The organism is Terribacillus aidingensis (assembly GCF_900215625.1).
In the GTDB taxonomy this organism is placed as follows: domain Bacteria; phylum Bacillota; class Bacilli; order Bacillales; family Amphibacillaceae; genus Terribacillus; species Terribacillus aidingensis.
Map to the genome: position 1 here is coordinate 346,857 of NZ_OBEK01000003.1, position 20,584 is coordinate 367,440.

The 20,584-nt window shown below is 42.5% G+C and carries 19 protein-coding genes and 1 pseudogene; 9 read left to right on the top strand and 11 right to left on the bottom strand.

Going from position 1 to position 20,584, the window contains the following annotated elements; genetic code table 11:
* Positions 1-51: 51 nt before the first annotated feature.
* The 4 genes from CRO17_RS12325 to CRO17_RS12340 are packed head-to-tail and all read left to right on the top strand — an operon-like array spanning position 52 to position 3,875.
* Positions 52-999: an ABC transporter permease gene (locus CRO17_RS12325; RefSeq protein WP_097042648.1), complete on the top strand. Its 948-nt coding sequence runs from the start codon at positions 52-54 to the stop codon at positions 997-999.
* Between the two features lie 15 nt (positions 1,000-1,014).
* Positions 1,015-1,866: an ABC transporter permease gene (locus CRO17_RS12330; protein ID WP_097042650.1), complete on the top strand. Its 852-nt coding sequence runs from the start codon at positions 1,015-1,017 to the stop codon at positions 1,864-1,866.
* A gap of 12 nt (positions 1,867-1,878) precedes the next feature.
* Positions 1,879-2,877: an ABC transporter ATP-binding protein gene (locus CRO17_RS12335; protein WP_097042652.1), complete on the top strand. Its 999-nt coding sequence runs from the start codon at positions 1,879-1,881 to the stop codon at positions 2,875-2,877.
* A complete protein-coding gene (locus CRO17_RS12340; RefSeq protein ID WP_097042654.1) occupies positions 2,874-3,875 on the top strand; it encodes an ABC transporter ATP-binding protein in 1,002 nt (333 codons plus the stop codon). The genes CRO17_RS12335 and CRO17_RS12340 overlap by 4 nt, the downstream gene beginning before the upstream one ends.
* A gap of 213 nt (positions 3,876-4,088) precedes the next feature.
* Here CRO17_RS12340 and CRO17_RS12345 read toward each other — a convergent pair whose 3' ends face one another.
* The 8 genes and pseudogenes from CRO17_RS12345 to CRO17_RS12385 all read right to left on the bottom strand — a co-directional run bounded on the left by CRO17_RS12345 (position 4,089) and on the right by CRO17_RS12385 (position 12,990).
* The gene (locus CRO17_RS12345; RefSeq protein WP_425444446.1) at positions 4,089-4,856 is read right to left on the bottom strand and encodes an ABC transporter ATP-binding protein; all 768 of its coding nucleotides are present in this window, start codon (positions 4,854-4,856) and stop codon (positions 4,089-4,091) included.
* A gap of 50 nt (positions 4,857-4,906) precedes the next feature.
* Complete coding sequence (locus tag CRO17_RS12350; protein WP_097042656.1) at positions 4,907-7,261, bottom strand: ABC transporter permease; 2,355 nt, start codon at positions 7,259-7,261, stop codon at positions 4,907-4,909.
* Positions 7,262-7,611: 350 nt separating this feature from the next.
* Positions 7,612-8,211, bottom strand: coding sequence for a short chain dehydrogenase (locus CRO17_RS12355; protein WP_097042658.1), 600 nt, complete (start codon positions 8,209-8,211; stop codon positions 7,612-7,614).
* Positions 8,212-8,286: 75 nt separating this feature from the next.
* Positions 8,287-8,901 (bottom strand): NUDIX hydrolase, encoded by a 615-nt coding sequence (locus CRO17_RS12360; RefSeq protein WP_425444447.1) that lies wholly within the window; start codon positions 8,899-8,901, stop codon positions 8,287-8,289.
* A 27-nt stretch (positions 8,902-8,928) separates the two neighbouring features.
* Positions 8,929-9,972, bottom strand: a complete 1,044-nt coding sequence (locus CRO17_RS12365; RefSeq protein WP_097042660.1) for an NAD(P)H-dependent flavin oxidoreductase — start codon at positions 9,970-9,972, stop codon at positions 8,929-8,931.
* 27 nt (positions 9,973-9,999) lie between these two features.
* Positions 10,000-10,455 carry a VOC family protein gene (locus CRO17_RS12370; RefSeq protein WP_097042661.1) on the bottom strand — a complete coding sequence of 152 codons (456 nt, stop codon included), beginning with the start codon at positions 10,453-10,455 and terminating at the stop codon, positions 10,000-10,002.
* Positions 10,456-10,595: 140 nt separating this feature from the next.
* Positions 10,596-12,331 (bottom strand): annotated as a pseudogene (gene dhaK, locus CRO17_RS12375) (dihydroxyacetone kinase subunit DhaK).
* A 479-nt stretch (positions 12,332-12,810) separates the two neighbouring features.
* Positions 12,811-12,990: a hypothetical protein gene (locus CRO17_RS12385; RefSeq protein WP_097042666.1), complete on the bottom strand. Its 180-nt coding sequence runs from the start codon at positions 12,988-12,990 to the stop codon at positions 12,811-12,813.
* A 165-nt stretch (positions 12,991-13,155) separates the two neighbouring features.
* Between CRO17_RS12385 and CRO17_RS12390 the strand changes: the two genes are divergently transcribed.
* Positions 13,156-14,364: a DUF4317 domain-containing protein gene (locus CRO17_RS12390; RefSeq protein ID WP_097042668.1), complete on the top strand. Its 1,209-nt coding sequence runs from the start codon at positions 13,156-13,158 to the stop codon at positions 14,362-14,364.
* A gap of 39 nt (positions 14,365-14,403) precedes the next feature.
* On the opposite strand, the gene CRO17_RS12395 is transcribed toward CRO17_RS12390, so the two are convergent.
* Positions 14,404-16,491, bottom strand: coding sequence for a 5'-nucleotidase C-terminal domain-containing protein (locus CRO17_RS12395; RefSeq protein WP_097042670.1), 2,088 nt, complete (start codon positions 16,489-16,491; stop codon positions 14,404-14,406).
* 220 nt (positions 16,492-16,711) lie between these two features.
* Positions 16,712-17,014, bottom strand: coding sequence for a Holliday junction resolvase RecU (locus CRO17_RS12400; RefSeq protein WP_179637030.1), 303 nt, complete (start codon positions 17,012-17,014; stop codon positions 16,712-16,714).
* Positions 17,015-17,760: 746 nt separating this feature from the next.
* Here CRO17_RS12400 and CRO17_RS12410 point away from each other — a divergent pair.
* Complete coding sequence (locus tag CRO17_RS12410) at positions 17,761-17,949, top strand: DUF4177 domain-containing protein (protein ID WP_097042675.1); 189 nt, start codon at positions 17,761-17,763, stop codon at positions 17,947-17,949.
* A 199-nt stretch (positions 17,950-18,148) separates the two neighbouring features.
* Here the strand turns inward: CRO17_RS12410 and CRO17_RS12415 are convergent, their stop codons facing one another.
* Positions 18,149-18,385 carry a hypothetical protein gene (locus tag CRO17_RS12415; protein WP_097042677.1) on the bottom strand — a complete coding sequence of 79 codons (237 nt, stop codon included), beginning with the start codon at positions 18,383-18,385 and terminating at the stop codon, positions 18,149-18,151.
* Positions 18,386-18,412: 27 nt separating this feature from the next.
* Here CRO17_RS12415 and CRO17_RS18055 point away from each other — a divergent pair, with 27 nt between their 5' ends.
* The 3 genes from CRO17_RS18055 to CRO17_RS12430 all read left to right on the top strand — a co-directional run bounded on the left by CRO17_RS18055 (position 18,413) and on the right by CRO17_RS12430 (position 20,549).
* Entirely contained in the window at positions 18,413-18,622 is a 210-nt protein-coding gene (locus CRO17_RS18055) for a VanZ family protein (RefSeq protein WP_097042679.1), read from the top strand.
* 229 nt (positions 18,623-18,851) lie between these two features.
* Positions 18,852-19,925: an aldo/keto reductase gene (locus CRO17_RS12425; RefSeq protein WP_097042681.1), complete on the top strand. Its 1,074-nt coding sequence runs from the start codon at positions 18,852-18,854 to the stop codon at positions 19,923-19,925.
* 273 nt (positions 19,926-20,198) lie between these two features.
* The gene (locus CRO17_RS12430) at positions 20,199-20,549 is read left to right on the top strand and encodes a DUF2200 domain-containing protein (protein ID WP_097042683.1); all 351 of its coding nucleotides are present in this window, start codon (positions 20,199-20,201) and stop codon (positions 20,547-20,549) included.
* Positions 20,550-20,584 lie beyond the last annotated feature (35 nt).

Consider the following 20,584-nt stretch of genomic DNA (forward strand, 5'->3'; position numbering starts at 1 on the left):
GTTACATGCAGGCGGTTCTCTTCCATTTTTATTAAAAAGGAGTGTGGAAGCGTGCTCGGTTATACAATTCGCAGATGCTTATCTGTTGTTCCGGTTATGTTTGTCGTTAGTATTATCGTTTTTTTACTGGTACACCTGACTCCTGGAAATCCTGCACATATCATTCTTGGAGAAGATGCATCCCCAGAAGCTGTAGCACAGCTGGAAGAGCAGCTCGGTTTAAATGATCCATGGTATATTCAATTTTTTGACTGGCTGAAACAAGTTGTTACTGGTGATCTCGGTACGAGTGTCTTCTCTGCTCAGCCGGTAACCGAATTGATTTTTGCTAACTTTGGCCCGACCTTCAGCTTGATGATCTTGTCGCTTCTTTTCATCATGGTAATCTCCATACCATTAGCCATCTTGATCGTATCTTTACGAAAGACCATCTTAGATCCTTTATTCACATCCGCATCGCTGCTTGGGGTGTCGATACCTGAATTTTGGCTGGCTATCTTGCTTGTACTCGGACTCGGTGTTTCGATTCCGATTTTTCCTGTAGCAGGCTATATGCCGCTCGCAGAAGGATTTGGCTCCTGGCTTTACCATTTGCTGCTGCCAGCATTTGTGTTAGCAATAGTTGAAATCGGCATCATCTCCCGTATGCTTCGGGACAGCATGCTCGATTCTGTTAATCAGGATTATACGAAGACAGCCCGAGCAAAGGGTGTTCGTGAACGCGATGTGTTAATGAAACATGTCTTTGCCAATGCCTTAATCCCGACAACTACTGTACTTAGTGCCACCGTTGCCGGTTTGCTTGGCGGAACAGTAATTATTGAAACACTTTTCACGATACCGGGAATTGGACAGCTGCTCATCGACTCTATCCATCGCCGTGATTATCCAGTGATTCAAGGTGTGGTGCTATTTATCGCCGCAATCTATGTACTGGTTAACTTAATGGTCGATCTGCTATATGCATTTCTAGACCCAAGAATACGTTATGACGAATAAGGAGGTACTTAACCGATGATGTCCCAAAAAAGGAACCTAATTGCTTTAGCTATTTTCTTATTAATTGCATTAGGCACAATCACAGCAAACTTGTGGCTGCCACTCTCCCCTGTCGCCATTGATGCAGAACAGCGATTACTGGCACCATCTGCTGCCCACTGGTTTGGCACGGATGACTTTGGGCGCGATATTTTTGCCCGAGTTGTCGTCGCTGCTCGCGTCTCACTTGCTGTCGGCGTCATTGTAGCGATTATCGCTACGGTGGTCGGTACATTGATTGGACTTATATCAGGCTATTTCCGTAAAACGGATTTTATCCTCATGCGTATTGTAGATGGATTTCTAGCCTTCCCTGCCCTATTGCTGGCATTAGCACTAGTCGCAGCGCTTGGCGGAAGTATTACGAATATTGTTATCGCATTGACTATTGCCTTTTTCCCAGTCATGTCACGTGTCGTCCGTTCAGCTGTATTGCAAATCAAGAACGCGCAATATATAGAAGCTGCCAAAACGACCGGAACAAATAACTTTGTCATCATATTTCGATATGTTTTGCCAAATGTACTTTCACCGATTATTGTGCAAAGCACCTTCATCTTTGCTAAAGCAATATTAGCAGAAGCAGCGCTCAGCTTTCTCGGTGTCGGGGTTAATCCTTCCACGCCAACATGGGGAAATATGCTGCAGGAGTCGCAGATTTATATCACCATTGCCCCTTGGTTTTCCATCTTCCCAGGTGTTGCAATTGTCATTACGGTATTGTCATTGAATATACTCGGTGATGGTCTTCGAGATGCTTTCGATCCACACAGCATACAGAAGAAAAAGAAAAAGCGCAGACCGAAACAAACAGCACCAGCTGCTTAAGGGGGAATAACGATGCTAGAAGTTAAAGACTTGCATGTACATTTGGAGACACCAGCTGGTCTCGTCAAAGCAGTTGATGGTGTCTCCTTCCGGCTTGAAGCTGGTCAAACAATTGGTATCGTCGGCGAATCTGGCAGCGGAAAAAGCGTTCTTGCCCATTCGCTGACAATGCTGAATCCAGAACCTCCGGCCACTTATCCAAAAGGAGAAATCCTTTTTCAAGGCGAAAACATCTTAACTATGGATAAACGCCGTCTGCGCAGTATGCGCGGGAAAGAGATTGCGATGATTTTTCAGGATCCTATGTCGAGTTTAAATCCGGTTTTCAAGATCGGAAAACAGCTAATGGAAGCAATTCAAACGCATCAAAAGCTATCCAAAAAGGAAGCCCAGCAAAAAGCGATTGAATTACTCACAGACGTGGGGATTCCCGACCCAGAACGCCGGATGCAAAGCTATCCGCATCAGTTTTCCGGCGGGATGCGCCAGCGCGTGCTTATCGCCATTGCCTTGGCAGCCAGACCAAAGCTTCTCATTGCCGATGAACCGACCACCGCCTTGGATGTAACGATTCAGGCACAGATTATTGAACTGTTGAAATCCATCCAGCAAAAATACGGAACAGCGATTATTATGATTACACATGATCTTGGCGTTGTAGCCAATCTGGCTGACCGCATCCTTGTTATGTATGCCGGCAAAATTGTTGAATCCGCTAGTACAGCAGATATTTTCTATAAGACAGCGATGCCTTATACGTGGTCCTTATTACGTTCTATCCCAAGACTTGATGCTGGCGCTTCGGAAAGACTGCTGCATATTGAAGGACAGCCGCCGAACCTTATTGATCCGCCACAAGGCTGCAATTTCCATCCGCGCTGCCCATTTGCTAGAGACGCATGCCTGCAGGAGGATCCGCCGCTTGGGGAACGCGGCTCGGGACACTTGGCTGCTTGCATACTCAGCCAGACGGAATTCGAGAAAGAAAAGAAAGGAGTGCTGCTGTCATGACCGCGTTATTGGAAATTAAAGATTTACACGTACATTTTCCGATTAAGAATGGCACATTCCAAAAGAAGACAGGCGAAGTAAAAGCGTTAAACGGTGTTGATTTGGCCGTAAATAAAGGAGAAGTATTAGGGATAGTCGGAGAATCAGGCTGCGGAAAAAGTACACTAGCCAGGAGCATTGTTGGGCTGCAAAAGCCCACATCCGGCGACATCCTTTTCAACGGAGAGGCATATACAGATGCATCCGCCAAGGAAATTTACGAGCTGCGCCGCAATATGCAAATGGTCTTTCAGGATCCCTATACAAGCTTGAATCCGCGTATGAAAGTGAGCGAAAGCATTGCCGCTCCGCTGAAGGCATATAAACAGACGAAAAATCTGGAAACTCGTGTCAAAGAATTAATGGAGCTAGTTGGTTTAAATCCAGATATGCATTATAATCGGCTGCCGCATGAGTTTTCCGGCGGACAGCGTCAGCGTATCGGAATTGCTCGCGCAATCGCGCTGGAACCCAAACTAATTGTTTGCGATGAACCAGTCAGCGCACTGGATGTTTCCGTTCAAGCTCAAGTAATCAATCTATTTCAGGATTTGCAAAAGAAACTGAATCTGACTTACGTGTTTATCGCGCATGATTTATCGGTCATCAATCACATTGCAGACCGGGTTGCAGTTATGTATCTCGGAAAAGTAATGGAAAAATCCAATCGGGAAACATTCCAAGCACATGCCCAGCACCCTTATACGAATGCTCTGCTATCCGCTGTACCATTGCCTGATCCAGACAAGGAACGAACGCGCGAACGCATTGTGCTAAAAGGCGAACTTCCTTCTCCTGCCAATCCGCCATCCGGCTGCGTGTTTCATACCCGCTGCCCAAAAGCGACAGAATTTTGCAAGACAAACATACCTGTACCAGAAGAACGAGGCGTTCCCGGACAGGAAGTTGCCTGCTTTTATCCTGTTGGGGAAGAAGAAAAAGTGAAGATTACATTATAAGAAAAGCAACCTGCGCGTGCAGGTTGCTTTTCTGTTAGTAATTATCTTAAAGGAGGATTCAAAGGTTGTATCTAATCTTTGTAATGTGTATACGAGTTTTTTTCTTCTCATAATTTTGCCCTCATACATATATATTCTTTATCATCCTTCTTCCATTGCCTGCTATCTACTTCTCCGAGCAAACTCTATAAAAGCACCAATATCAATAAAAAATCACAACCCATTTTCCATTAACCATTTCATAATGCTTTCTTCTCTTTCCTTTCTATCGTCTTGCCGGGCATCGTATTTGCGCATTTTCTTCTGTGAAACAATCTTTCCATCAATCATAAACAGTATTCTTTCCGTTTTTGCTGCCACTTTTACATCATGTGTTACGAGCATTACTGTGGTCCCTGTTTTATTTATCTCTGCAAGAATAGACATAATTTCTTCTGTCGCTTTGGAATCTAGTGCTCCAGTTGGTTCGTCTCCGAATATAATATCCGGATTATTTATCAATGCTCTGCAGATACCTACTCTCTGCAGTTGTCCGCCAGATCCTTGCGTGCTAGTATGATCTGCAATCTTTTCAATTCCTGTCATCTTCATCAATTGTTTTGCTTTTTGGCTTATCGTATGTTTATTCGCATCTGCCGCTGCAAGTGCTGGAAACATAATATTGTCTATCAAGGACAGATTCTTCAATAGATTAATGTCCTGAAAGATGAATCCCATTGTTCCTAGTCGAATCTTCGCTAAGTCCTCTTCTTTAAGACTGCCAATTTCCCGGCCCTGATACTTTACACTGCCAGATGTCATTCTATCCATGCCGCTTATATTATATAGCAGTGTTGATTTCCCGCTTCCGGATGGTCCCATGACCGATAGGAATTCACCTTTTTTCACCTTTAAGTTTATATCCCTTAAGATAGAAAGCTCTGTATTCTTGCCTAATGCTACTCTTTTCGTCATACTGCTTGCTTCTATTATGTTGGTCACTTATATTCCTCCCAGTTAAGTTTTTTCTCAAAAGCTTTTAAAGCGTCCTGCTAGCTTCTTAATACAGCAGACAAATCATCCTTTACTGCTGCCTTACAGGACATAAGTATCGTCAATCCAACGGCTGCAAGCAGCACAACCGGACAAAGCAGCCAGGTTTGCCATATAACATGAACAAATTCAATTTTTGACGCGCCCATAGAAGACATGCCCATACTTACAAGAAGTTCGCCTAGGAAATTTGCAGCCAGAGCTCCTAAGATGATGCCCACTAGCAGTACCATCAAAGTTCCTGCCATATATTGATAACTAATTTGTCTTAAAGTTAGTCCTACACTTCGCATAATAGCAATCTGAGACATATCCTTTGCTAGTAACATCCGAAGAAATAATGCCGTGACTAGTATAGCAATGATGATCGCGATTGAAATTCCTCCAATTACTACGATCTCCATCTGGTCGATGATCGTTCCAAGCGTCTGCTTCGTATATTCTTCGATATTATTTACTTGCGCCGTACTATAAGCATTCTGGTAATAGTTCATCTTCTCGCGAATAGCCACACCTTCAGCCAAATTGATACTCACAATATACCAAAGGACGGATGCTTCGTTAACTCCAAGACTCGTATGTGCCTTTGCTGTTTTTCCGCCATTTGTAATATCCTGATAAATCCCCGTAACGGTTAACGTCTGTTCCTTCCCACCAGCCTCGACGGTAACTTTATCTCCTACTTTCTTGTTTAATCCGTCCTCTGCAGCATTGGCCAGTGATAGCGAAATTTCTCCTTCCTCTTCCGGGGCTCTGCCTTCCAGAAATTTCAGCGGGAATACGGAGAAATCTCCAATTTCAATATTCAAATTGTGCCAAGTACCATCTGCATGTTTCACTTGGTAGGAACTTGTGATGTAGGGTGCATACTTTTCAATATCATTATCATTTTTAAATTCTTCCTGCAGTGTTATAAAATCATCTGTAATACGATCGGTTCTTCGCAGATCAATTCTCATGTCCTGTTTTCCTATGCCCATATAAGAAGAAAATTCTGGTGAATTTAAGGTGTTATACATATTGACTGGGAGTATGACAATAAACGTACATACGATATAAATAACGAACAGCAGCCTGTATAACTTGAACCGTTTGCCTATATCCCGCAGTCCCATGTAACTATTAAGACTAAGGAATTTGTTTTTTTGCAGCGGAAAACTGTATTTTCGTTTCTTGCTCCGCTCCATGATATCTGAACGCAAAGCTTCTACCGCAGAAATCTTATCGACTCTTTTCAGTACGCGATTGCAGTATAATACAATCATGACATATACAAATATTGGAGCGATAAGCGCTAGCAGATAATTGAGGTTTCCTGATAAATCGGAAGCTATATAAAGTCTCCTATTACCGTTTAAAAGATTGACCGCTGCAAAGGAAAGCAGATAACCGATAATACCAGCAGCTATTGAGACGACTTTGTATTTACTAAGATAGATTTTCTTAATGCCTTTCTGAGATATTCCCATTGCTTTCATAACACCGATCTCTTTAATATCTTCATCAATCGTCGCCAGAAATGTCAGTCTGATACAAAGTGCAGCAATCACAATAAGCAACATACTTATAAAAATAATGACAAGCGCAACTACCATATCCGACATAGCATTAAACATCGTAAATATCTTACCTTCAATTATCGGACCGTTTGCCGGAAGCCCCGCTTCATTGTAGGCAGTCTGAACAGCAGCAGCATCCCCGCCTTCATTCAGCTTGAACTCAATCAGGTATTCCAGTTCCCCAGCCTGCATCTTCAGCATTTGATTATAGTCACTTTGATTTATCACAAATCGTTTCGAGGAAGTAAGAGGAGAGTTCATCTCATAATCTCTGGCATAATCGGAAATAACAAACATCTTCTCATACCAGCCGCTTTTCACTGTTATGGAATCACCTATATGCAAGTCATATTGTTCCATGAAATAGATTGGAACAGCTACATAACCTTCCTTTACATCAAGCCTTTCATTATTTATATCCAATATAAAATCAAAATTCTTATTCTGCACCACAAATGAAATATCCTGTATAGTTTCAGCCATCGTTTGATGCTGACCAATCTGAATATCACTTCCATCAATATTCTGAAGAACCATCGTCTCCTGCACCGCTATGTGCTCCCGGTATTGTTCGGTGAATTGGTCAATTTTTGCTTGGTCAAATTCGCCGGCGTGCATCACCGTAATGTCGGCCGGTTCGGCACTTTCCTGAAACTTAGACATACCCTGAATTAGACTGGCAATGTTATGAATGGCACTGGCTGCCAAGATAACGGCCATTGTGATAAATACAAATACTGTCACTGTAACAATCTTGTTTCTGACGAGATCATTTTTTACCATTTTCAAAAACATGTGTTTGCTCCTTCTCACATCGTGTTTTTATGCAATCTTTTCCCCTACCCACTTTTGTCATCTTTTTCAAAGGGATATATGCGAATAACGAATAATTACTGCTCCACCTGAATGAATAGTGATTTGATATAAAACAATCATACAAAATGGCATTTAATGGTTAAACAGGATGGAGACTTATTATTGATACGACCTCAGCCTTATTTTAGTAAGTTGCTAAAACGAATCGGAAAGGGAGGGTAAGGAGTAGCAATTCAATAACTCCAATTGCCAGTCAGGAGAATGAAAAGGTGTAGTTTTTTTCATAAGAAAAGCAACCTGAGCGTGCAGGTTGCTTTTTGTCTATCGGCTTAATATACCGTGTAATTCTGGCCTGTTTGAGCGCCTGCAATACTTTTTATGTATGCATTGGATACGCGGTCAACGGGTACTGGGTTGAAGCCATCGAAAAAGGCTCCGTATTTGCTAAGTGACTCTTCCACGATTGTTGGGCTAACACTATTAATGCGGATGCCGTTTTTCAATTCAATTGCCGCAGATTTAACAAAGGAAGCAACACCGGCATTGGCCATGGCAGCAGAAGATCCATGTACAATTGGATCATCCATCATAACACCAGTTGTTAATGTAAAGCTTCCATTCGCATTTAAGTAATGCTGCCCGATTAGAACTAAGTTGATTTGCCCAAGCAGCTTACTTTGTACGGCGACTGTGTTTAATTCAGGTGTCATTTCTTCCAGCTTCTTAAACGAGGCAGATCCTGTAGCACTTACAACCGCGTCGATGTTATCAATCGACTTATACATTTTTTCTATTTCTTCCGGTGAAGTTAAATCTAATTGGTAATCTCCGCTCTTGCTGCCGACTCTAATTACTTCATGTTGCTCTTCCAGCTTTCTCACTATATTGCTTCCAATTGTACCTGTTGCACCTATTACAATAATCTTCAAAAGAAACGCTCCCCTTCTATCTAAATTACTGTCTCTCTTTCTAAATTAGCATAAAATTGGTAAAATTTCTTCTAATCAGTCAAAAACACTCGCTTTCTTTTTATTATGAAGAAAAGAAAACAGCATCTGAATTTGTGCATTTGTATTCCGCTTTAACGACAAAGGCGGAAGCTCTGATTCTCCGAAGAAACCAATTTCACTTGTTTCCACACCCTCTTGTGCTCCGCCGCCAACAATCTCGCACTGAAGAAATACTTTATAATAATGAAACAGCTGTGGTTTGTCGGTATGCTTATCCGAATCCAATACTGCCAGCAGCTTTACAGGCTTCACATCAAATCCTGACTCTTCTTTCATTTCTTTTACGACGTTCTCCCCCGCAGATAAACCAATCTCACAAAAACCGCCTGGCAGAGACCAGCGATTATCCATCTTTTCTTTCACAAGCAGCAGTTTATCACCCTTAAAAACAATACCGCGCACATCGAGTTTCGGTGTAGGATACCCTTTTTCGGCTGCCAGCATCTCTTCCATATCTTCTGCTGGTTCTCCCGTGTAAGTTGCAATAATCTCTGAACTAAGCTGCTGTAGCTCTGTGTATCTTTCTTTGTCGAAAACATCCTTTGAAAAATGCAGTCCCGCTTGTGAGATTGCTTGCATTCTTCTTGCCCATTCCAACCATTTTTCCAAGACTATCACCTATTATCCTGTTGTTTTTTATGCTTCGTCTACTAGTTTATGCATCAGATTCTGTACAGTGATAGGCATTGCAGCATTTGGGTTTTGTCCGCACCACAAGCTCATAGCCTCTCTATCATGGTTTTGTGCTGCGTTCGATCGGATTGATTTGGTTAATGTATTTTGTATCGGAAAGGGAGGGAGTTCCGTCTCCACCTTGCGCATGTCACGAATAAAGTTATTTTCAATACCCCGGGCTGCCTTGCCAGAAAAAGCACTTGTTAAGGTTGTTTTGTCTTGCATGCGCTTTTCCAGAATGGCTTGTTTATGTAACATATGTGCACCACTTTCTGAACAAGTTAATAACGCTGTACCAAGCTGTGCTGCTTGTGCACCAAGACATTTGGCAGCCTGTATCCCGCGCCGATCCATTATGCCGCCTGCAGCGATAACAGGTATGTTTACTTGATCGACTGTCTGTGGAATTAGCGCCATCAGCCCAATCATACTTTGCTCCACTCCAGCTAAGAAGTTGCCGCGATGACCGCCTGCTTCACTGCCCTGCATAACGACAGCATCCATTCCCGATGCTTCAACGGCTAAAGCTTCAGCCACCGTCGTTGCCGTACCGATTGTATAAATGCCTGCTTGCTTTAGGGTGTGGATTATCTCATCAGAAGGAATGCCGAAAGTGAACGAACAGACCGATACCTTTTCTTCTATTAGCACAGTGATTTGGTCATGAAAATCCTTTTCTGTTTGCTCAAAAGATCTGAACACACGAACCTTGCTCGATCCCTGGAAAGACTGCAGCGCTTCCTCTGCTTTGCTGATTTTCTCTTCGTCTATCTGATAAGACTGCGGAACGAACAGATTAATGCCAAAAGACTTTTTAGTCTTTCTCTTCACATCTTGAATCTGCTGTCGTGTGCTTTCCGCGTTTAAATACCCTGCCCCAATCATCCCTAATCCGCCCGCTTCAGACACAGCTGTAACTAATTCTGTTGTCGTAGTGCCGCCTGCCATTGGTGCCTGGATGATGGGGTGATTGATGGATAACGCTTTTAGAAAATGACTCGCCATCTTCTGACTCCTCTCTTTATCATCCGTTTAATGGTTCTTCTTCTCCCATTCGCTCAAGTACATCCGGCCGGTTATCTTATGCGGATTTTCTATTTTTGTAATAAGCTCTAGGCTGTTCCCATCTATATCATTAAAATGAATCTTGGCATGGGCCATGTTATCATGTGCCATAACAAAGGCTTCATGAGGCTCAAAACCAAAAGCTTCTCTTGGCTGGTAACCCCTTTCTTTTAACCATTGCGAGGCGCCTTTTAAGTTCTCCAAGCTAACTTGAAATGCTACGTGTCTGATGGATGGATGGTAAGCAAGCTCTGCTTTATCTGATTCCCAAAGCCCAAGCCAGCTATGGTTTTTCTTAATCCAAAAAAATGCTAAACGATCTTCATGGATATGGGACAGCTCCAGTCCTAATCCTTCATAAAACGCAATAGACTTTTTCAAGTCTCTAACCGGCAAATGTGCTTCGTATAATCCTTCTATCATGCTCTTCTCCCCCTTCATCAGCTAACCAAAATATAACAATTATTAATCCTTTTGAGAATAGCATTTTATCACTAGCCTCTTGATGAAAAAAGGCTGTGGTGCTTTCCCACAGCCTTTGCTTGTTTACTAGTTTGTATGTCTTATTTCAAGCTGCTCGCTAATTTCGTGAAAATAACGCCCAAGGCATGCGCACCAGCATCCGGATAACCAAGACTGCGCTCACCAACCGTGCCTGCGCGTCCCATGCGTGCCACAATATCCTTTGTTTTTTCTGCCCCATCCACTGCTGCTTTAGCACCTTTTTGAAAAGCAGTCTTGACGTCATTTCCATCTGCTGCACTTTGCTGCCAGCTGTTTGCACAAGGAACGAGTGCATCGATAAGTGTCTTATCGCCAACATCCGCTCCCCGGCCAAACGAGCGTTCACCAATATCCTGAATACCCGCAGCCACACGCTGCAGCATGTCAGCAAACTCCGCTACTGAAAGCTCTTTTTTCTGTCCAGCTGCTCTTCCAGCCGCCCGGAAGGCACCTCCCCAAATCGGGCCAGATGCGCCGCCGCAATACTCCATAATCACCATGGAAGAGCTATTTAGGAAACGCTCAATCGTGAGATGTTCCTGCGCAGTTATATGCTTCCATTCTCGCTTCAGCTGGCGGAATCCCTTCGCAACACTATTGCCGAAATCACCATCTCCCGCATACGTATCCAGTTTATTGAATGCCGCCTCATTCTCAATAATAATCTCACTCATCTTATCTACTAAATAAATGATATTTTCTAAGGTGATCGTTTCATTTGCTACCTTTGCATAATCATTCGGTGTTTCCACTGTGAAGCTTGCTTCTGTCTCTCCATCTTCCTCTGCTAGTTCAGTAAATGCCGGCTGATCAACTGGTCCGTCTACTTTCATTGCTGGCGTATCAGAAGGAGTGGATAACAGGGTGCGCAGTTCCTCGTCCAAGGACATTATCGTAACCGACACACCAGCCATGTCGATACTTGTCATGTAGTTGCCGACGAAAGTCCGATTCACACGGATGTTTCGCTTGGTAAGCTCCCGACTGACGGATTGATTAAACAAATACAGCTCTTGAAGCGGCGTTCCGCCAAAGCCATTAATTAATAATGCGATATCTTCTTCCGGCTCGCCTTCTTTCAGTAAATCATCTACCATTCGTTTCGCTAGTTCATCTGCTTCTAGTACTTTTTCACGTCGAATTCCTGGTTCTCCATGAATGCCGACACCATACTCCATCTCGTCCTCAGCTAGCTGGAAAGTAGCTTCCCCGCCAGGTAATGTACAAGAAGTCAACGCAACACCAATGCTGCGGGAGCTGGAAGCCGCTTTTTCCGCTGCTGCTTTCACTTGTCGCGGCCTTCTGCTGCAGCTGCACCAGCAATTTTATGTACCAGGACAACACCAGCTACCCCGCGGCGTCCAACAGTATACAAGCTATCTTCCACCGCAATATCGTCATCCACTTTCACGTAATCTACTTCTAATCCATCTTCTTTGGCAAGATGTGCTGCATTCTTAAAGTTCATTATATCGCCACTGTAATTTTTGATAATCAGCAGCGTGCCGTTCTTACCTGCCGTCTCTTTAATTGCTTGATAGACTTGAATCTGTGAAGGCGATGCGAACATATCCCCGCACACAGCAGCATCCAGCATACCTTCTCCAACAAAACCGGCATGCGCAGGCTCATGGCCGCTGCCGCCCCCACTGATCAGCGTCACCTTATCAGCTTGCGATTGTTTCCGTTTAATCACTTTATACTTTTTCATCAATTCAAGTTCCGGATGTGCAAGAACCATCCCATGACACATTTCCAGGACAACATTCTCTGGTCGATTGATAATCTTCTTCATTCTGCAGTCCTCCTCTTATACAAGCAAAAGTGGCTTTCTGTTTTCAGCTTAACAGAACGGTTTAGGAATTGCACAAACTAAGTAGACTAGTCTGAAAAATACCCATCCAACAAAACATTATCCTATACACGTATTAAACGAATTATTGAACAGCAGCAAATACGACAAAAGCCAGAGGTTTATTTCACTTCTGGTTTCTTCATAATCAATCAAACAGCTGTTCCAAATCGAAATGTACTAATAAGGAAACCTTGGGACCTTCTGCGTTCCAATTGTGATATTCCGCGAACACACGCAATGCGTCATTATCAAACTCTTTCTCTACTAGATATTTAACCGTAATGGAGATTGTTTCATAAGAAGCTTTTATTTCTGGATAATCGCGTTCTTCCAATTGTTAAATTAATAGAGATTTCCACGCTGATAGTTCGGGTGTCATATAGATGATATCCTTGTTTGTGAATGCAGGAGAGGGAACATTAGAGTAGACTTATATTGCAGCTCTGGTGTAGTCCATACAACTGTTTTGGCTTATCTATCAATTTATACGCTGTCTGAAGCACCTGCTCATAAACTGCTAGTTTCTCTTTGAACTCCTCGGTAATCGTCTGGTACATTTGGTAATCTTCCCGGTTCTCTACAGAAAATATAAACCGCAAATCAAAACCCCCATATTCTGTTCTATCTCCAAATTTTAACATAAACAATCAAAATCTTATCTGCAAAACCTAACAGTAAAAGTGACGTTTCGCAGCTCCTGTCTGTGTTAAAATAATAATAAATGAACATGCTTTTCATTCTATGAATAAGGAACGGGAACCTATATGAATAAAAAAGATATCGCAACAATCCGAAGACAATTTAAAAAAGGCAATGATAAACTCCGAATCTCGGATATTTTTAACGTATATATTATGAAAGAATCCAGTGATATTTATCATCACGAAAGTATGCCATTTGGAATGTTAGATGAAGACCAGCAAGAACTCTTTCTCGGAAACTTCAAAAAGGTGCTGGCCGGGCAGCTCGATGAGAAGTTATTTGAACTGAAATTTAAAAGAGATGCGGAAGACAGCAGTCAATTGATTTTGCACCGCGGGTTACTTACCAACGATGTGGAAGAGTGGACAAATGATATGCTCGCTCTTGTGGCCAAGATGCTGCAGGACAGGCAGTATGAGCATGATGTTGTTATCTCCTTCATCAAAGCGGAGTACCTGAAAGCGCAGAAACGCTCAAGCGACGAAGCAGAGGAAAGTGCGAATGATACGATGTATTCCCACTCCTTCCTGCTATGCAGCATCAATAAAACACAGGAACCAAAGAAAGAATTGGAATTTGATTATGTGGAACGTGAATTCAAGTACAATGTGACAGTCAATCCCGTTATCAACTTGCAGGCACCGCTTTCCGGCTTTCTCTTCCCTTGCTTTAATGATAGCGCAGCAGATGTAAACCATGTGCTGTACTCTACCGCTAAAGCATATGAGCCAGACACCACATTCATTGAAGATGTTCTGACCGCAGAAGAAATCATGACCGCAAGAGATGATAAAAGTGTGTTTGAAGAAATAGTCAAAGATATTACTGGAGATCATCTCAGTACATCCGCGCTCGCAAATGTTTATGAGGAAATCAATCGTGTTGTGGAAGAAAACGAAGAAGATGAAGCACCAAAGCTTGATCGGAACGATGTCCAGCGCGTCTTGACGCTGAGCGGTGTAGAAAACGTCACGCCTGAAAAGGTCGAAACTGCTTATCAGAAGGTAATCGATGATGAGAAATATGAAATGAAAGCAACAAGTGTTATTCCTAAGTACAACTCTAAATCGATCAAAATTAAAACAAAAGTCGCCAATATCGCCATCAGCCCAGAAGATTTACGTTATGTACGGCAAGTTGTCTTCAACAATAAACGCTGCATTATGATTGAAGTAGAAGAAGATACAGTCATTGAAGGGTTTACAATGGCCGAAGAGTCACTAGTGAATAAGGTAAGCGAGAAAGAACCAGAAAACGCTATTACAGAATAAAACAAGGATGCTGCCGTGTGCAGCATCCTTGTTTATAATTTAAGCTTTTGCTTTCTTTCTTTTGAAAAGATACATAACTGCACCTGCAGCGAGCAATACAGCTCCTGTCAGCATATACATAAACATATTTGTAGCCGTGTTCGGGAGCTGTTTGCCTTTCACAACATTATCATTGTCATCAGCAACTTTAACAAAGTTACCATCTGAAACATTGTTCGAGTTATTTCCGCCCTTGTTTCCGGAATTCGGCGGAGGCGTCACTCCATTTTTATCTTGATCATCATTATCGTCGTCATTTGTGTCATTGCCTTGATCATCATCTTTCGGTTCTTCTTGCGGCTTTTGTTGATCATCCTTGTTATCTCCATCACCATTTGGATCTTCATCATTTGAATTAGGATCCGGGTTTTCATCACTTGGTTCTTCTGGTTCAACCGGATTTGACGGTTCTGGGTTCTCGCCTAACAAGTCAGTAATTCTTCCCTCTATTACAGGGTCAACAACACCGTTTAAATCTTCTACCATATAATCACGGAACTGCTCCCAATCAATCTCGCCTAAATCTTGTACACGGCCTTCTGCATACGCATTTGCAAATACATCGTAACCATCTCCGCCTTTGGCAGTGAAATTATTCGTTGTGACAAGATAGGTTTGGTCCGGTTGGATATACGAATACGTGTCACCATTTTTCACTTGCATCGAAACGATTCGGGATCCTGCTTCTTTCGTGCTGTCATAGCTGAACTTCATTCCAGAAACTTGCATGAATCCGCCACTTTCCTCAGGAGCCAATCGAACACTGTATTCTAAGATTTGCTTAATTTCATCCCCACTCAACTCTACCACGGCAGGATCGTTCCCGAATGGCAGAACGGTAATTACTTCACCTACAGTAATCGGACCTTGATCAATTGCTGCACGAATACCGCCGCCGTTCTGCATGGCAATGGAAACTTCCGGCATTTTCTCCTGGGCTTTTGCTAGCATAGCATCCGTAATAAGGTTGCCTAATGCCGTTTCATTTGCTCGCACACTTACATCACTGTCAGAAAGACGCGGGTTGGTAAGCGGTTTCTGTGCGACAGCACCTGTTTCTTGATTGGACATTTCGTCAACTTCTGCTTTGTAAGATGCCAGCACTTGAGATGCTTCGGAATCTGCAGTTTTACTTTCAACGTCAATTAAATGACCTTCAGAATGTACAACTTGTCCTTCTCCATTAAACGCCACATGCAATTCCCCTAAGTTCTGTGCATACTGATAACCTTGAACAACTACTGTCGGATCTTTCGGAGCGCCATTCTCATCCGTATCAACTATTGTCGGCTGTTCCAATTTTGTATGCGAGTGACCGCCTACGATTACATCAATACCATCCACTTGCTCTGCCAGCATTAAATCATTACCAACAGCAGGATTACTGTCATAGCCAATATGTGTAAGTGCAACAACCTTATCTATACCCATATCTTCAAACGCTTTAACAGCTCTTTCTGCTTCCGCAGCGTAATTCGTTATTTGCGCATTAACTGGACTCGAAGTTTCCAGCGTTTCCTCGGTCGTCAGCCCGAAGATACCAATCTTTTCACCGTCTACTTCTTTTACAATCCCGTCATATACATTGCTGTCTTGTGCGTTTTCTGCAAATGTATTGCTTACCTTGTTTCCGACAAATGGATCACCAGAAAAATCTACGTTGGAAGAAATGAAGGGAAAATTCGCTTTTTCAATAAACGCTGACAATGATTGATGTCCGTTCTCTGAAGAACCTAAATCAAACTCATGGTTACCGAATGTCATCGCATCGATATTCATCATGTTCAATAGAGCCAAGTCCGCTTGTCCTTGAAACTTGTTGAAATAAAGTGTGCCGGAGAAAACATCTCCTGCGTTGAGAAGCAGCGCATTCGGATTTTGTGCCCGCACTTCCTCAATCGCCGTAATCATCTTCGGCAAAGGCTCCACATGCGCATGTGTATCGTTCATGTGCATGATTGTTAAAGAGAAATTCTCTGCTTTCTCATCCGCAGCGTATGTACTAGTTGGCAAAGCAATAGATGATGATAGAATTGTAATAATAGCAGCCGCACTCAATGAAAACTTAAAACGATTCTTACCCTTCATAAATAAGATCCCCCCAAAAGTTTAATTTCGACAAGAAGTATATTTCTACCGTACGCAACCTTTGTCGACTCTCCCACTATATTGTAGAAGCATACTATTAACTTAACATGAAGAGATTGTTAATTTATAAAAAAGTTTCGTACTTTTCTCATAACTTACTAAGTTCTTATTCGTCCGCATCTTGTTCGGAATATAAAAAACATCACGAGTAATTGTCATTTCAACAATCAAAGCTAATTGCTCCAGCAGATTCTGCTGCTTCAAGATACTCAACTTGAGAATTGGTTATATCGCTCAACGAGAAACTCTTCTTCTCCTTTACTGATTTCGCTTCAAAAACAATAGAGCGTCCTTTATAGGTCCCGTCATAATCAACCGTACTTTTCACAGAGAACACGCATACGTACTTACTAGGGCCTGCATTGCGTATGATCGCCATAGGAGTTGGTCGTTTATTGATTAATGCTTTACCTTTGGTCTGATACAAATTATTTGTATATTCAAGTACGTTCTCGAAATCCATTCGCATTTCCCGTAGTTAATAGCCAAGTTCCTCTTCCTCGCTCATACGGCGGGTGTACATCTTAGCGTGATAAATACGCTCCTAATATACAGCCGTTCCAACTCTGGCAAATTCATATCTTTCACATCGATCTCCGTCCCAGGTAACTCCAAATCTATTCAATTCCTCTATCAATAGCTTCCGACGCTCTTTTCTTACCCTGATCTGTTCAGGTGTGAGTGAGTCCGCTGCCTGTACGCTCATTTACTTCTCCTTTCCAGTTCCGCCCGAACATTACGTAAGATCTCTAGCTGTTGGTTTATATATGTTTCAATAGGTTCGCCTGCAGCCATATGCGTACCGATACGATAGGCTGCGTCCTCTCCCTAAAGCCGCAGCTGCTCTGCAGACAAACTCTTTAAATCTATCAAATCTTTGGTGCTCCTTATATCTCTATTTCTTCTCTAGCCGGCTGTTGAGGTTAAATACCTCATCGACCAGATATACTTTTTCTTGTTGCAGGTTATCGCCCCGCTGCTCAAGCTTGCTTACTTTGTTTTCGGCGTTTATCTGTTGCTCCTTGGCGTTATGTACAAGAAGCTCAGAACTATTACGGAAAAGCCAAGCAAGATTAAGACCATCATAAAACGTCTGTTTAACAATCTCTCTTCTCCTTCCCGTACCTAGGACGCGTCTCCCTTTATAACTTGAAAATAAATAGAAACTATCATCCATTTCATTCGTATATTAATTTAGAGGTGATTCTAATGTTCGAATACAAATTTGTTAAAGTTGAATTAGGTACTTGGAACAGTAAACCCAAAGAAGATTATCAAGATATCATTAACAAACACGCATCTACCGGATGGAGATTTATTCAAATATTCGCTCCTTCAACCAAGGGATACGGGTCAGCTGCATATTTCGAATTAATTTTCGAGAAACCCCTTAACTAGATTTAAAGGGGTTTTTTGTTTTCCCTTTCTTTGCCCACGATCTAACTTCCCCTACTTAATCAGATACCCTTATCTACCACAGTCCGGGCAGAATGGTCCTCCAAATTCCTCTGCTCTTTCATAGTGTTGCTTGTCTATTTCAATGCTCTTATTGCAATCACTGCAGCTGCAGTTCAAAGTCATGTGCTCTACCACCTCGTCACGCCTGCTTAACTTTATTGGCATTCAATTGTCTCAGCATCTCTCCAACATCAACTACGGCTTCTTCTGTTGGCGAAGTTGGCGCAACCGGTTTATTTTGTGTCTCCTGCTGTTTCTCATTATCTCTAAATGAATCTTGATCATATCCACTATTAGAAGATTGAATGCTATTATTATTGCTTCGACCATTTCCTTGATTGGCTGACTGGCCGCCTTTCGTATCTAGGAACTGCACACTGTCTTCTAAACAGAAAAAACGCCTATTTTTTCTAAGTTCCTCACAGGTACCATACTTCTAGTTCTATTCATTGAACTATCCCAGCTGGCATTAGATTATATTACTGGCGTACCGAATGCAGTAACAGATATTGATGACTTTATAATGAATGTGCTAGGAGCACTTATCGGTTGGATCATCATAAAGGTTTACTTTTTAAGTTTAGGACAAAAAAAGAGATTGCCAGGAAACTGAGGTTTCGGCAATCTTCTGTACTTCATTCTTTCATTGAGGTATGAACGGCCTCCAGTGCATGAATTGCAGTTGTATCAACTGGTGAATCAGCTTGCTGATTGTCAAACTTATTAAAACAATGTTATCACATAAAGGTACTGGCATAAGGTACAGTTTCACTAATTTGAGTGCCGGGTAAAGTAAATATAATACTGTGTTAATTATGCACAAACATAAATAGGAGGATATCATGGATTACATCAATTTAGGGAATTCTGGTCTTCGTGTTCCGAAGTATATCTTAGGAACGATTCCATTCAGCGGAACGAATGGATTTGAAGCGACTGGAAATGTACAAGAAGATGAAGCGCGACGTATGGTAGATATGTCTTTAGAAGCTGGTATGAACATGTTTGATACGGCCAATCTTTATTCGAAGGGTGATGCTGAGCGTGTGCTTGGCGCCGCTATTAAGGGCCGGCGAGATGATGTGTTGCTCACATCTAAAACTGGATTTCAATTAGGCGACGGCCCAAATGACGGAGGAGCTTCCCGTATTAATATTGAGAAATCAATCGATCAATCTTTGAAGCGTCTTGGTACAGACTACCTCGACTTGTACTTTGTGCACCTATGGGACGGGCGCACACCGGTTGAGGAAACAATCGAAGCTATGACAAACCTCGTGAAGTCTGGAAAAATTCGATACTGGGGTGTATCCAATTATAGCGGCTGGGCACTTGCGCGAACTTTCTCTGTCGCAGAACAGCAGCCGGGTTATATTCCGCCAATTACACAGCAAATCTACTACACACCAGAAGCACGCGAAGCAGAATATGAGCTGCTTCCAGCAGGAAAAGAACTTGGTATCGGCAACATGATCTGGAGCCCGCTTGGTGAAGGTCTTCTAAATGGTAAAATCGGGCGCAATAAAACAGCCCCAGAAAACACCCGCCAAGGCGGCGGCTGGCCAGAACCTTGGGTACAGGACGAAGAACGCCTTTACAAAGTAATCGATGCACTCGAAGAAGTTGCATCCAACCATAATGCATCCGTACCGCAAATCACTTACACATGGACCAAAGACCGCCCAAACGTCGGCCCGATTGTTATTGCTGCACGCAATGAACAACAGTTAAAAGAAAACATCGACTCCTTTGACATTCAACTGACACAAGACGAACACAATTTAATAGAGTCAGCAGCGCGTCCAGCACCTCTCTATCCAAACTGGCACCGCGCCATGAGCTCCTTCGAAAAAGGAAGCCCCGCAGAAATGCCTTATTTGGAAGGATATAAGCAGTCAATGGGGTTGGATGAGTAGATAAAATAAGGAACTTCCGTTCTAAGCGGACGTTCCTTATTTTGATTGTAATTATTTTTTTTATTCTATCCCTTGTATCAATTACTAGGATTCACTACTTGCATCGCTCTTGCTCTTGTTAATGCCGATTATATTCAAGCTCCTGAACAATCTAACTTAAATCACTCTTGCAGTAAAACTGTGGTACCCTTATATTGCAATGATAGCTTGCAATATACACGTAGATAGTTAATTGTGGTTAAGTAATCTTATAATTTGAAAGGATGATCTCCCATAACGAAGCATAAGATCTATACAATGAGTGTCGCAAGTGTCTATCCCCATTATGTTGCGAAGGCAGAGAAAAAAGGACGCACCAAAGCAGAGGTGGATGAGATTATCCGCTGGCTGACAGGTTACAGCCAGGAAACGTTAGAAGCACAACTGGAAAAACAAACTGACTTTGAGACATTCTTTGCGGATGCTCCCCAACTCAATTCTTCACGTTCTTTGATCAAAGGTGTGATCTGCGGTGTTCGCGTGGAAGACATCGAAGAACCCACGATGCAGGAAATCCGCTATTTGGATAAGCTGATTGATGAGTTAGCCAGAGGAAAAGCAATGGCGAAGATTTTGCGGGAATAGTATTATCTTCAAATCGGGACTTAACAGATTACGTT

Coding starts and splice junctions, on each gene's coding strand:
- CRO17_RS12330 (WP_097042650.1), top strand. CDS start 1,015: ATGATGTCCCAAAAAAGGAACCTAATTGCTTTAGCTATTTTCTTATTA.
- CRO17_RS12335 (WP_097042652.1), top strand. CDS start 1,879: ATGCTAGAAGTTAAAGACTTGCATGTACATTTGGAGACACCAGCTGGT.
- CRO17_RS12340 (WP_097042654.1), top strand. CDS start 2,874: ATGACCGCGTTATTGGAAATTAAAGATTTACACGTACATTTTCCGATT.
- CRO17_RS12350 (WP_097042656.1), bottom strand. CDS start 7,261: ATGTTTTTGAAAATGGTAAAAAATGATCTCGTCAGAAACAAGATTGTT.
- CRO17_RS12365 (WP_097042660.1), bottom strand. CDS start 9,972: ATGGCGAGTCATTTTCTAAAAGCGTTATCCATCAATCACCCCATCATC.
- CRO17_RS12370 (WP_097042661.1), bottom strand. CDS start 10,455: ATGATAGAAGGATTATACGAAGCACATTTGCCGGTTAGAGACTTGAAA.
- CRO17_RS12390 (WP_097042668.1), top strand. CDS start 13,156: ATGAATAAAAAAGATATCGCAACAATCCGAAGACAATTTAAAAAAGGC.
- CRO17_RS12395 (WP_097042670.1), bottom strand. CDS start 16,491: ATGAAGGGTAAGAATCGTTTTAAGTTTTCATTGAGTGCGGCTGCTATT.
- CRO17_RS12400 (WP_179637030.1), bottom strand. CDS start 17,014: ATGGATTTCGAGAACGTACTTGAATATACAAATAATTTGTATCAGACC.
- CRO17_RS12410 (WP_097042675.1), top strand. CDS start 17,761: ATGTTCGAATACAAATTTGTTAAAGTTGAATTAGGTACTTGGAACAGT.
- CRO17_RS12425 (WP_097042681.1), top strand. CDS start 18,852: ATGGATTACATCAATTTAGGGAATTCTGGTCTTCGTGTTCCGAAGTAT.